This window comes from Candidatus Liberimonas magnetica (assembly GCA_020523885.1).
In the GTDB taxonomy this organism is placed as follows: Bacteria; Elusimicrobiota; Endomicrobiia; order Endomicrobiales; family JAFGIL01; genus Liberimonas; species Liberimonas magnetica.
In genome coordinates this window covers 36272-49956 of the sequence record JAJAPY010000018.1, presented here as the reverse complement: position 1 = coordinate 49956, position 13685 = coordinate 36272, and the positions used below count along the sequence as shown (strand labels likewise).

The 13685-nt window shown below is 38.5% G+C and carries 12 protein-coding genes; all 12 read left to right on the top strand.

All coding sequences use genetic code 11. The annotated features are described in order from the left end of the window. The first annotated feature begins 101 nt into the window (after window positions 1-101). Window positions 102-974 (top strand): glycosyltransferase family 2 protein, encoded by an 873-nt coding sequence (locus tag LHV68_11535; GenBank protein MCB4792499.1) that lies wholly within the window; start codon window positions 102-104, stop codon window positions 972-974. A gap of 83 nt (window positions 975-1057) precedes the next feature. Further along, window positions 1058-1774 carry a PIG-L family deacetylase gene (locus LHV68_11530; GenBank protein MCB4792498.1) on the top strand — a complete coding sequence of 239 codons (717 nt, stop codon included), beginning with the start codon at window positions 1058-1060 and terminating at the stop codon, window positions 1772-1774. A 132-nt stretch (window positions 1775-1906) separates the two neighbouring features. After that, entirely contained in the window at window positions 1907-3001 is a 1095-nt protein-coding gene (locus LHV68_11525) for a glycosyltransferase family 4 protein (protein MCB4792497.1), read from the top strand. 121 nt (window positions 3002-3122) lie between these two features. Next, the gene (locus LHV68_11520; protein MCB4792496.1) at window positions 3123-3878 is read left to right on the top strand and encodes a glycosyltransferase family 2 protein; all 756 of its coding nucleotides are present in this window, start codon (window positions 3123-3125) and stop codon (window positions 3876-3878) included. Next, on the top strand, window positions 3875-4918 hold the full coding sequence (lpxK, locus tag LHV68_11515) for a tetraacyldisaccharide 4'-kinase (protein MCB4792495.1): 1044 nt from the start codon (window positions 3875-3877) through the stop codon (window positions 4916-4918). Before LHV68_11520 ends, lpxK begins: the two co-directional genes overlap by 4 nt. Further along, the gene (locus LHV68_11510; GenBank protein ID MCB4792494.1) at window positions 4879-5448 is read left to right on the top strand and encodes an HAD family hydrolase; all 570 of its coding nucleotides are present in this window, start codon (window positions 4879-4881) and stop codon (window positions 5446-5448) included. Before lpxK ends, LHV68_11510 begins: the two co-directional genes overlap by 40 nt. Before the next feature lie 153 nt (window positions 5449-5601). Then, window positions 5602-9093 carry a tetratricopeptide repeat protein gene (locus tag LHV68_11505; protein ID MCB4792493.1) on the top strand — a complete coding sequence of 1164 codons (3492 nt, stop codon included), beginning with the start codon at window positions 5602-5604 and terminating at the stop codon, window positions 9091-9093. A gap of 30 nt (window positions 9094-9123) precedes the next feature. Then, window positions 9124-10257 (top strand): SGNH/GDSL hydrolase family protein, encoded by a 1134-nt coding sequence (locus tag LHV68_11500; GenBank protein MCB4792492.1) that lies wholly within the window; start codon window positions 9124-9126, stop codon window positions 10255-10257. Window positions 10258-10414: 157 nt separating this feature from the next. Further along, window positions 10415-11395 (top strand): D-glycero-beta-D-manno-heptose-7-phosphate kinase, encoded by a 981-nt coding sequence (gene rfaE1, locus LHV68_11495; protein ID MCB4792491.1) that lies wholly within the window; start codon window positions 10415-10417, stop codon window positions 11393-11395. A 174-nt stretch (window positions 11396-11569) separates the two neighbouring features. Continuing rightward, entirely contained in the window at window positions 11570-12292 is a 723-nt protein-coding gene (gene kdsB, locus LHV68_11490) for a 3-deoxy-manno-octulosonate cytidylyltransferase (protein MCB4792490.1), read from the top strand. Between the two features lie 167 nt (window positions 12293-12459). After that, entirely contained in the window at window positions 12460-13305 is an 846-nt protein-coding gene (gene kdsA / locus LHV68_11485) for a 3-deoxy-8-phosphooctulonate synthase (GenBank protein MCB4792489.1), read from the top strand. Window positions 13306-13397: 92 nt separating this feature from the next. Further along, window positions 13398-13664: a zinc ribbon domain-containing protein gene (locus tag LHV68_11480; protein ID MCB4792488.1), complete on the top strand. Its 267-nt coding sequence runs from the start codon at window positions 13398-13400 to the stop codon at window positions 13662-13664. Window positions 13665-13685: the final 21 nt, after the last annotated feature.

The window sequence follows — 13685 nt, the reverse complement described above, 5'->3', positions numbered from 1 at the left end:
TTAAGGTGTCCCGCTTTGCGGGATACAACAATTTTGCACTTTGCACTTTACATTTTGCATTTAAGCTATCCCGCAAAGCGGGAATAACTTGAGGGGTTTAAATGAGATTAAGCGGCTGCACTATAGTTCGAAACGGGGTAAAGTACGGATATCCTTTTATTGAGTCCATAAGGTCTGTTTTGCCGATTTGCGGAGAAGTTATTGTCGGTGTCGGCGATTCACAAGATCAGACAAGAAAAATGATAGAAAATATCAACGATCCAAAGGTAAAAATAATAGATACTGTCTGGGATATGAATAACAGGACAGGAGGGGCTGTCCTTTCACAACAGACCAATCTGGCGCTTGAACAATGCAAGGGAAGTTGGATATTTTATTTGCAGGCAGATGAAGCGGTGCATGAAGACGATTTCCAGAATATAATACCCCTGCTTGAAATAATCGAGGATAACAAAAGTATCGACGGTTTGGCTTTTAAATACCTTCATTTTTATGGCAGTTATTTTACGGTACAAACCGGCCGTAACTGGTATAAACAGGAAGTCAGGGTAATCCGCAACAACGCAGGGATAAGATCCTTCGGGGATGCCCAGGGTTTCAGGAAAAACGGACAAAAGATAAGCGCTGTTGACTGCGGCGCAAGGATATTCCATTACGGCTGGGCAAGACCTCCGGAAATAATGCTTGAAAAGATAAAATCATTCCACCATTTCTGGCATGATGATGCGTGGATAGACAAGAATACCTGTGACAAAAAGCTGACCGATTATTTTTCTGACCTTGGAAATCTTGCCGGTTATTCGGGAAAACACCCTTCTGTAATGAGCGGTATCCTGAGCCATGAAAATGATATTTTTATAAAAGCCGTAAAAGAACAATACTTAAAATGCAGAAGTTTAAAAGATATAATGCAGGATTTTTTAAAGCGCGTAACTATTGGACAGCACAGGAACTTTAATCTTGTGAAAATATAGACTACAGACAAGAGACATAAATAATGTTGGTTCTAGTCTGAAGTCTGTAGTCTGATGTCTCTGGTCTGTTTTAGGAGTTTTAAATGGTAAATTTTATACGCTATAGCAGGTTATTCCGCTTATATGAAACGATACAGCCTTACTTGAAATACTCTCTTCATCTGGAAGATAAATTACCCGGAAAAAAAGTCTTGGTTCTTGCTCCCCACCAGGATGATGAGGTAATCGGCTGCGGCGGGACTTTGTATAAACACATAAAACAAGGCGGGACCTGCGATATAGTTTACTTTACTCATGACTCAGAAGAACGCGACAAAGAATCGCTTAATGCGCTAAAAATATTAGAGGTGGAGTCTTATACTTTCCTGCAAAATAAAGCCGAATCACTTTCCGGCAATACCGGATTATCAGATGTCCTTTCAAAAATAATTGAGGATAAAAAACCCGAGATCGTGTTTTTGCCGTTCCTTCTTGACAACCATGTTGACCACAGGGCGATAAACCAGGCATTTACAGGTTTAGAAAAAAATATGAATTTCGATTTTATGGTATATGCATATCCAATTTGGTTTCCTGTTTATCCGAACATTTTGGTTGATATCTCAAGCCAATGGCCTGTAAAAAAAGAAGCTCTAGAATGCTATAAATCCCAGATGCTTACAAGGGATTATGTTAAAATGAGCTATTCTTTGGGCCAATATTGGGCTTGTGTAAAGGCAAAAAACCTTGAAGTTGTTGAGACGTTTTTTAAAGCGAGTTTTAAAGAGTATGCCGAGCTGGGAAATAAAATATATAAATAAATGCAAAAATAAAAGTGTAAAATGCAAAATTGAGGTGTTCTTCTTTGTAGAACTTATTTAAATTGTCATGACTCAAGTCAGGACACCTTAATTTTGCACTTTTCAATTTGCATTTTGCATTGAGGTTTATTGATGGGTTTAAAAAAGATACTGCATGTTTATTCTTCCTGGACAGCCGGCGGTGCAGAAAAAGTAATGCTTTCCATAGTAAACGAGCTCCAGAAACGAGGGATAGACAACGCAATAGCATGCCCGCAGGACAGTTATTTGTTTGAAAGGGCAAAGGCCCTTGGCATAAAGGTTTACCCTGTCGCTATAAAAGGTTCGTTCGACCCTGTTGGATTTATAAAATTATGGAACACGGTAAATAAAGAAAAAGCTGACATCATTCATGCGCATCAGGGAAAAGTATTCTGGCCGTGCATATTCGTAAAATGGTTAAAAGGGTCCAGGCTTAAAGTAGTATTTCACAGGCATGCCGATATACCGCACAAATGGTATTCAAGAAGCCATTACAGATGGGCAGACAAGGTGATAGCTATATCTGAGGCAGTTAAGGATAACCTTATCATAAATGAAAATATACCGGAAAATAAGGTCAGGGTAATCTATAACGGATTGGATTTTAAGGTATTTAATTCAAATGTTTCTGGGATGGAAGTAAGAAAAAAATACGGGCTTGAAAACAAGGTAGTTATTGGGAACATCGGAGCGATGAACCTTCCAAAAGGAAAGGGGCAGCAGTATTTAATTGAAGCAGCTAAAGTATTGAGAGATAAATATCCGGATGTTTATTATCTTGTACTGGGAGACGGTCCTTTTAAAAAGACCTTAATAGAATTAACCGATGAATCCGGTTTGCATGACAAGATAATCTTTGCGGGATACCAGGAAAACATCCAGGATTTCATTGCTGTGATGGATATATTTTGCCTGCTGTCATGGGATAAAGAAGGCTTGGGGCAGGTCATGATCGAAGCTCAGGCTATGGGAAAACCCGTGATAGGCACAAATGTCGGGGGGATACCCGAGACTTTTGATTCGGGAAAGACCGGTTATCTGGTGCCGAAAGAAGATTCAAAGGAACTGGTAAGGGTACTTGAAATACTTCTAAGTGATGAAGCAAAAAGAAAGAAGATGGGCGCGGATGCTTCAAATTCTGTAAAAGAAAAGTTCAGCATAGATTCGACTATAAACAATATAATTGAAGTTTATAAAAGTCTATGAAAATCAGATTGCAAACTGCAGACAACAGCTAAAAGCTATAAAATAAAAAGGTTTGTTGTAGTTTCTGGCCTGAAGTCTGTAGTCTGAAGTATTAGTCTTAAGTCTGATTCAGGAGGTTTTTATGCCGGCAAATAAATTATCGGTCTATATAATGTCATACAATAATGAAGACAAGATCGGCGACTGCCTTGAAAGCGTAAAATGGGCAGATGAAATAGTCGTCCTGGACTCTTATAGTACGGATAAAACGGTTGAGATCGCAAGAAAATATACAGATAAGATATTCCAGCAGGAATTCGTCGGTTTCGGCAAGCTCAGGAACATTGCTTTAGCACATACTGCTTACGACTGGATTTTAAGCGTGGATACGGATGAACGAGTAACCCCGGAATTTAAGAATGAGGTGCTAAAAAAACTTGCAGACGGGCCGGACAAAGATGCTTATTATGTTCCCCGGATCAGCCATTTTCTTGACCATAGAATAAGGCACTGCGGCTGGTATCCGGATTACAGGCAGCCGCAGTTCTTCAATAAAAAGAAAATGAGGTATACGGAGCAGATGGTCCATGAAACTTTTGAACTTAACGGCAGAGTAGGTTACATGAAGGAACATATCCTTCAGTTTCCGTTTTTGACTTTAAGCCAGTTCTTTGAAAAAATGGAAAGGTATTCCAGTTTACGAGCAGATGAGATGACCAAGGAAGGCAAAAGATTCAAAGTTTATCAAATAATAATCAACCCTCTTGCGATGTTTGCCAGGATGTATATCCTAAAAGCCGGTTATTTAGACGGTAAAGAAGGTTTTATATTGTCGGTTATGTATTCCTATTATACTTTGATAAAATATGTGAAACTCTGGGAGAAAACTAGAAAATGAATATGCAAATCATACTTTACCCCTTTACTTTAATTTACAGGATTTTGTCCTATTTGGATTCGAAGTTCACGGATCCGCGGAAGCTTTCCAAGCCGGTAATAAGTGTAGGAAACATTACATGGGGTGGTACAGGAAAAACTCCTATCGTAATAAAAATAGCCAAGGAACTCATTAAGAACGGGCTTAAGCCGGCGGTCCTTACAAGGGGATATAAAAGGAAAATAAAAACAAAGGAACCGCTCGTTGTAAGCGACGGTTCAAAAATACTTGTTTCACCTGCAGAGGCTGGGGACGAGCCGTATTTAATAGCTGAAAGCGCTAAAGATGCGATCGTAGTTGTAGGAGCGGACAGATCTTCTGCGGCTTTAAAAGCACTGGAAAGTTATCCGGTAGATATTTTTATTTTAGACGACGGATTCCAGCAATGGAAGATATCCAGAGGGCTCGATATTGTATGCATAAACGCAAAAAATCCGTTCGGGAACGGCTATCTTATACCCGCAGGGATATTAAGGGAGCCGCTTTCTTCGCTTAAAAGGTCCGGGGTCATAGTCCTGACTTCCAGCAACCTGGCTGGCATAGAAAAAACCGAGGTTGTTGAAAACGAAATAAAGAAATATAGCCAGGCTGAAATACTAATATCAAAATACATGCCTACAAGCATAATAAGATTATCCAATGCAAATAATTTTGGACTTAAGGATATAGAACGTAGAGAAGTGATAGCTATTTCTGCTATAGGCGAAAATGAAGCTTTTAATGCCACGCTTGAAAAAGCAGGTTTTAAAGTCCTTAAACATTATAAGTTCAGGGACCATCATTGGTTTGATGAAACCGAGGTCATGGAAATACTTAAACATTCCAGAAAAAACGATATATTTATTACTACGCAGAAAGATGCTGTCCGGCTAAGGGTCGTGACGGATAAATTGCACAAGGATTTAAAAGACAGGTTTTACTATCTGAATATCGAGGTTCAATTCACAAAAGGAGAAGAAATTTGGCAAAAAGAGATAAAAAAAATATCGCAGTCTTTATAGATCGGGACGGCACAATAGTAAAAGAAAGACATTACTTAAGAAAGGTCAAGGACATCAAGCTGCTTTCAGGGGTCATAAAAGCTTTAAAGCTTCTTAAAGATAGAGATTTTAAGATTGTAATCGTAACCAACCAGTCAGGAATAGGCAGGGGGTACCTTACAGAGAAAAAACTGAAACAGATCAATAATTATTTAATTAAACTTCTTAAAAGAAAAGGCGCCGGTGTTGATGCTCTCTACTATTGCCCGCATCTGCCGGATGACGGGTGCATCTGCCGGAAGCCGAAGCTTGGCATGATAGAAAAGGCAAAAAAGAAATTTAACCTTGACCTGAAAAGGTCGTTTTCGATAGGCGACCATACGAATGATTTTCTCTTAGGCCAGAACATGGGCGGCACGGGCATATTTATCCTTACGGGCCATGGAAAAGAAGAATACATAAAGATAAAGAACAGCAAAGGAAAGCTCAAACCCGATGTACTAGAAAAAAACCTGTTAACTGCCGCTCTTTGGATAATGAAACATACTTAGGCGAAGAGTAGGGACATAGTTTGATAATACGATATGGAAAAGTGTAAAGAATAAGGGTACTTGAGTTGTTTACTCATGGTGTGCTAAAATTCTATACGCTACACGCTGTATGCTATACGGCTATACGCTAAAAATAAATTGGAGGTTTGAAACATGAGGTTTGGAAAACATTTTACTATATTGATTGCTTTTGTTTTCCTTTTTTCTTGTCCTGTGTTTTCAAAAAATATAGCGGTAATGCCTTTTAACAATTTATCTAAAGACAAAGAAATAAACTGGATAGGTGCTGGTTTTGCGGAAACCCTGACTAGAAAACTTGCAAAAGTAAAGAAGATAAATTTGCTTGACAGAGAACAGGTATCGGAGATATTGAATAGGATAAAATATGAAACGTCCGGTGTAGTCGAAGAAAAAACCTCAGTTAAGGCAGGGAAAATGTATGGTGTTGACGTGATGGTCTTAGGCTCTTATCAGGTTAAGGGGAGCACCTTGCAGGTGCGCGCAAGATTTATGGATGTAGAAACTAAAAAAGCAATTGGGACCGCAGAAGCAACAGGAAGTATGGATGATATTTTTAAACTTCAAGATAAAATAGTTCTTAGTTTAATTGACAGTTTAAAAATGGTGTTAAAGGAAAATGAAAAAAAAGAAATAAAAATAAACCCTACGGAAAATTTTAAAATATATCAGCTGTTCAGTAACGGGTATGATGCATTGAATTTGAGGCTCTATGACAAAGCCATAGAGATGTATGGAAAAGCGGCAAGCTTCAAGGCAGACGACGCACAAGCTTATAACGATATGGCCGCAGAATATGCAGAAAAAGAAAACTATGATAAAGCCATAGAGATGTATGACAGAGCGCTAAGCATCGATCCAAGGTTTGTGACAGCATATTTTAATCTGGGAATTACGTATGACATAAAAGGAAAAATTGATAAAGCAATTGAAATGTATGAAAAAGCTGTAAGCATCAATCCGGAACATGCAAAAGCCTATAACAATATGGGTTTGGAATATGACAAAAAAGGTAACCACGACAAAGCCATGGAGATGTATGAGAAAGCGGTAAGCATAAATCCGGAGTATGCTGAAGCCTATAGGAATATGGGATTTTCATATAACCAAAAAGTAAACTACGATAAGGCAATTGAGCTGTACGAGAAAGCGGTACATATAAATCCGGAATATGCTGAAGCCTATAGGAATATGGGTTTTGCATATAATCAAAAAGGGAACCGCGATAAAGCGATCGAGATGTACGAAAAAGCGATACGTATTAATCCAAAACTTGCGACAGCATATTTCAATATGGGTATCGCATATGACAACAAAGGAAATTACGACAAAGCAATTGAGCTGTACGAGAAAGCAGTAAGTATTGAACCAAAGAATTCTGAAGCCTATAGGAATATGGGGTTGGCCTATGACAGAAAAGGGAACTACGACAAAGCAATTGAGATGTATGAGAAAGCGATAAGTTTAGATCCGGACCATCCGGAATCGTACCGGAATCTGGGTTTGGCCTATGATAAAAAGGGGAACCATGACAAAGCCATCGAAATGTTCGAGAAAGCGGTAACTACCAATCCGGAAGATATGAGAGTTTATGCCCTTTTGGGTATTGCGTATGATGACAAAGTCAACTACGAGAAAGCAAATGAGCCGTATGAGAAAACAGTACTCATTAATCCGAAGCTTGAAGCATATTTTGGTATGGGTTTTGCCTATAACAAAAAAAGGAACTACGACAAAGCAATTGATCTGTATAAGAAAGTGGTAAGTATCGACCCGTCACATGCTGAAGCTTATCGGAATATGGGGGGTGCGTATGACGAGAATGGAAACCATGACAAGGCAATTGATATGTATGAGAAAGCGGTAAGCATCAATCCTGAGTATGCTGAAGCGTATCGGGATATAGGTTTTGCCTATATCCAAAAAGGGAACCGGGATAAAGCAATTGAGATGTATGATAAAGCTCTGCGTATTAATCCAAAGCTTGCGACAGCATATTTAAATAAAGGTTCAGCCTATGACACCAAAGGAGACTACGACAAGGCCATCGAGATGTATGAGAAAGCGGTAAGTATAGATCCGGAATATGCTGAAGCCTATCAGAATATGGGTCTGGCCTATGATAAAAAAGGGAACCACGATAAAGCGATCGAGATGTACGAGAAAGCTGTAAATATCAATCCTGAATATGCTGAAGCTTGTAACAATGTGGGCTTGGCATATAGCAGCAAAGGAAACCAAGACAAAGCAATTGAACTATTTGAGAAAGCGGTAAATATCAATCCAGCTTATGCGGAAGCTTATAGGAATATGGGTTTTGCATATTACAAAAAAGGTAACCAAGACAAAGCAATTGAACTTTATGAGAAAGCAGTAAGCATTAATCCCTCATACGCTGAAGCCTACAGAAATTTAGGTTTGTCGTATGACAAAAAAGGGGACCACGACAAAGCTATCGAGATGTATGAAAACGCAGTAAAGATTAATCCAAAACTTGCGGTAGCATATTCTAATATGGGTATTGCATATGACAGCAAAGAGGACTACGATAAAGCAATTGAGATGTACGGGAAAGCGATAAATATCAATTCAGCGTATGCTGAAGCCTATGCCAATATGGGTTTGGCCTATGATAAAAAAGGGAACCACGATAAAGCAATCGAGCTTTATGAGAAAGCGGCAAGTATCAATCCAAAACGTGCAGAAGCGTATCGGAATCTGGGTTTGGCGTTTGCAAAAAAAGCAACCCCAGAAAAAGCGATTGATGTGCGAAAGGAAGCTGCAAATATTACACCAGGGACTGAGAAAGCGGTAACTATATCTTCAGCTCCGGTTCCAGAGACTGCACAATCCTATACCAATAAGGGTAATGCATATTTCAGAAAAGGAGACTACGACAAAGCGATCGAAATGTATGAGAAAGCGGTAAGTATCAACCCAAAGTTTGCGACGGCTTATTTTAATATGGGTGTTGCATATGACAACAAAGGAAACTACGATAAAGGAATCGAAATATTCGAGAAAGCGATAAGTATCAATCCAAAGTATGTGGAAGCCTATCAAAATATGAGCGTTGCATATTACAAAAAAGGAGATTACGACAAAGCAATTGAGAGGCTTGAGAAAGCGGTGAGCATCAACCCAAAGTTTGCGATTGCATATTTTAATCTGGCTGTTCTTTATAACCAAAAAGGAAACCGCGACAAATCAGTTGAGATGTATGAAAAAACGATAAATATCAATCCTGATTATGAAAAAACGATAAATATTACCGCAGAGTATGCACAGACTTATACCAATATCGGCAATTCATATTATAGAAAGAAAAACCATGATAGGGCGATAGAACTGTATGAAAAAGCGGTACGTGCCAATCCAAAACTTGCTACAGCATATTTTAACATGGGTAATGCATATAACGATAAAGGAAATTCCGACAAAGCAATTGAGATGTATGAGAAAGCGGTAAGTATCAATCCAAAGTACGTAGAAGCCTACCAAAATATGAGTGCCTTATATTACAAAAAAGGAAACTCTAAAATGATGTTTGATTGCCTAAAAAAGGCTGCCAGGCTCGGAGATTTACAATCACAAAAATATTTAAAAGGCCAGAAAATAGATTGGTAGAAAAATCAGATAAACGGGCCAGGTAAATTATTGAAAAAAATATTACTAATATTGTTATTATACGTAACCTGTGCCTTCCTTGTTTTTGCTATAGAAATGACCTTGCGGGTGTCAGGGTTTAGCTATATCCCCCCGGATGCAGGTTTCCAGATAACACCTGAATACAAAATATTCGATATTGAGGGGGACAATTATAGGACAAAAAAAGATAAGATAGGCGTATTTCTTGATCAAAGTTTCCCGGTAAGTAAAAGCAAAAATGAGATAAGGATATTCATTTTTGGCGGATCAAGCGTATATAATTTGGGAAACGCTGGTATTCTTCAGGAAAAATTAAAAAACATTGCCGGAGATAAGGTAATAAGGATCATTAATATCGGCGGCAATTCTTACGGGACATCAAGGCTGCTTTTAAGTTTTCAGGAAGTCCTGGGCTATGAACCGGATATTATGGTTCTATATTCAGGCCACAACGAATTCGAAGAAAAATTCATAGAAGAGATAGCGGCAAGAAACGGTCCGCTTAGGCAATTAAACGACCTGTTGATCGAGCATTCAAGAATATATCAGTTTTTATGCTATGGTATCAATAAAACTACAGCGGTGGCCCTTCAGAAGGTTGTAGATTTAAATAAGGCGGGTAAAATTCCGTTTTTCCCTAATAATATTAAAAATAGAGTTTCTTGGAACATTGATTTTGATAAGGATGCAAAAAACTATATATACCAGAGATATAATAACAATATTTTACAAATGATCTTCCTGGCAAGAAAAAAGCATATTAAAATGGCCATATCTACGGTTGCCTATAACAGATTAAACGAACCTTTTAAAAAGAAAGGTGCGGATTTTGAAAAAGGCATAGAACTTTACAATAAAGGAAAATATAATGAAGCTTTGAACTTATTAGAAGTTGGATTGGATGCCGATCTGAGGCCGCACAGAGCGTCAAGGACTACAAACTCAATAATAAAAAAAATAAGCAAAAACACGAAAACTCCTCTTGTTGATGTAGATAGTGCTGTTTGCCTTGCGGCTGGACACGGAATCCCGGGAAAAGATATCTTTGCGAAGAATGACCACTGTCATCTAAATGAAAAAGGAAATTCAATCCTTCAGGAAATGATTTTCCAGACAATAAAAGATAACAAAATGCTGGAGTAAAATCCCGTAACTATAAAAAATAGATTAAGTAATCAAACCAGCCAACCTACCAATCTAAAACAAAACCTCGAAAATCTCAAAAACAGCTTGAAAAACAGATGAAAAATATAGTAAAATCAAATAATAAGTATATAAATATATATATGGAGAATACCTAATGAACAGGTTGATAAAATTTATCCCGGAGTTTAAAAAACAAAAGATACTTGTTATCGGGGATTTAATGGTTGACAAGTTTGTATGGGGAAAGGTTACAAGGATATCACCAGAGGCGCCTGTGCCTGTCGTTCTCATAGATAAGGAGACTTATGCACTCGGAGGCGCCGGCAACGTGGCAAATAACCTGAGGAGCCTGGGTTCTGAGGTCTTTCTTTTCGGGGTAATAGGAAAAGACAGCGTTGGTGACGACCTTAAAAAGGATTTTATTAAAAACAGCATAAATATAAAAGGCATCATAAGCGATGATTTTAGACCTACCAGCATTAAAACAAGGATAATCGCCGCCCACCAACAGGTGGTACGGGTAGATAAGGAATTGAAAGGAGAGCTTGACCAAAGACTGAACGATGAACTGATCAGCCGCCTTGAAACTATTATATCTATGATCGATGCCATTATAATCTCTGACTACGGGAAAGGAGTAATAAATAAAACGGTCTTAAAAAAGACAATAAGCCTGGCTCATAAATGCAGGATTCCAGTTACTGTTGACCCGAAGATAGAACATTTTTTAAGCTACAAAAAAGTTACCTGTATAACTCCCAACCAGGCAGAAGCAATAGCCGGCATGAGGTATAAAGAAGTAACAAAAGATAGAGACATCCTCGATCTCGGCAATAAAATATTGAGAAAACTGCAGTCTGAAACAGTCCTTATTACACTGGGTGAAAAGGGGATGACTCTTTTTGAGCATGGAAACAGGATAACACATATTCCTACAAGGGCTAAAGAGGTCTTTGATGTTACGGGTGCCGGGGACACCGTTATTGCGACGTTTACTCTTGCAATAGCTTCAGGGGCGAACTTCAGGGAAGCTGCGGAGATAGCGAACTTTGCCGCAGGCCTTGTCGTGGCAAAACTGGGCACAGCGACGGTTACTCCTGAGGAATTAAAACTGGCCATACAGACTTTTAAATAGAATTAGATGAATGACCCGCCTGAGCAAGACGTACCTGCGATAAACGCGCCTATTCGGGGCATCGCTGTTGCTGTTTCGGCGGATCATCTGTAGTAGAAGTTTGTAAAAAGTAAATTGATTGAACTATCAAAAGTGCCAAGTGGTTTTTAAAGGAAGATTGAGGAGTATTTACAGGTGAAAATAATAGGCGTAATCCCTGCACGGTATGATTCAACAAGGCTGCCCGGAAAACCTTTGATAAAGATCAAAGGGCAGTATTTAATAGAGAGGGTCTATAGGCAGGCGCTAAAATCTAAAACCCTTGATGATATCATAATTGCGACAGATGACAGGCGCATTGAAGCGGTATGCAAAACCTTTGGCGCCAAAACGCTAATGACCTCAAGAGCTTGCAGGACCGGGACCGACAGGCTGGCAGAAGTGGCAAGAAAATTAAATAAAGAAGCTGGCATTCTTATAAATATCCAGGGAGATGAGCCTTTGATATCTCCGTTTTTAATAGACAACATTGCAAAAGCCATTAGATCGGATAAAGGTATTGTTATGGCAACTGCGGCATACCATATAAAAGTAAAGCAAGAGATAAGAGACCCGAATGTCGTTAAAGTTGTTTTTGATAAAGATAAGAATGCAGTTTACTTTTCCCGTTTTCCTATACCGTTTAACAGGGGTTATGGCAAAACAAAACATTATAAACATATAGGTATTTATGCATACAGAAAAGATTTTATTTTAAGATTCTCAGCCTTAAAACAAACACCGCTTGAAAAAGCAGAGAAACTTGAGCAATTAAGGGCTCTTGAGAACGGCTATAAAATAAAGGTCATAATTTCGGCCGTAGATTCATTCGGAGTAGATATACCTGAAGATATAAAGAAAATTGAGAAAATGCTATAAAAGAGAGGCAATTTCGAAGCACGAATATCGAAATCCGAAAAAATATTGAATAACCAAAACAGCAAATAGCAAAATTAAATTTATTTTAAATATGGAAGTCTTTTCTATTTGCAGATTTTTTCGGATTTCGTATTTCGGATTTGATTCTATGTATGAGGGTTAAATATATGAATTATAAAACGATAAAACTCAAAAACAGCATTAAGATATCCAACTCGTTGCCTTTGGTTTTGATTGCAGGTCCCTGCGTTATCGAAAATGAAAATCAAACGCTCCGGATCGCGTATGAGTTGAAGAAAATAGCCGCAAAACTTAAAGTCCCGCTGATCTTCAAAGCTTCATATGATAAAGCTAACCGTTCTTCGATAGAATCTTTCAGAGGACCGGGTCTTGAAGAAGGTTTACGGATATTGTCTCTTGTAAAAAAGAAATACAACCTGCCGGTCCTAACGGATGTTCATTGCAGGTTGGATGTAAAAGAAGTGGCAAAGGTTGTAGATATAATACAAATTCCTGCTTTTTTGTGCCGTCAGACCGACCTTATAACGGAGTGTGCAAAAACTGGACTAATCGTAAACATAAAAAAGGGGCAGTTTCTTTCTCCTTATGGAGTTAACAATATAGTAAAAAAAGTTGAACATGCCGGCAATAAAAAGATCATCCTTACGGAGAGGGGAACTTCTTTCGGTTATAATAATCTTATAACTGATATCAGGTCACTTGAGATAATGAAAAAGACTTTTTATCCGGTTATATTTGACGCAACACATTCCGTTCAAATACCGGGCGGGCCGGAAAAATCATCCGGCGGCGAGAGAGAGTTCATAAAACCGTTAATGAAAGCTGCTGTTTCATCAGGTATAGCCGGAGTTTTTGTTGAGGTGCACTCAAAACCCGAAAAAGCTCTTTCCGACGGTCAAAACAGCCTTTCTTTAAAGGAGCTGCCTGAAATAATGGACATAGTCTTAAAAATAGATAAATTGATAAAGAAAGACGACAGACATCAGACATGAGACTACAGTCTAAAATCAAAATCTCTTCCTGGTTTTTGTCTGTTATCAAAGTCTGTGGTCTGTTGTCTAAAGTCTGATTTTAGGAGGTTTTTATGAAATGCCCGAAATGCAATATTGACAATAAAGAAAGTGCTAAATTCTGCAAGAAATGCGGCACGGATATAAAACCCCCGGCCCAGGACTTGCCCACTTGGAGGCCTTCCTGGAGATGGCATGCTAGAACCCTGGCGGTAATATATACGGTTTTATTAGTACTTTTTTTTCTGCTGAACCATTTCTTAAAACCTTATATGAGGCAAATTCCTTCGGATATTACTCCCTGGCTGAAGGATATGCCTAAACAACAATCTGTGGGGTAAGATAGAATACTATAATGCAAA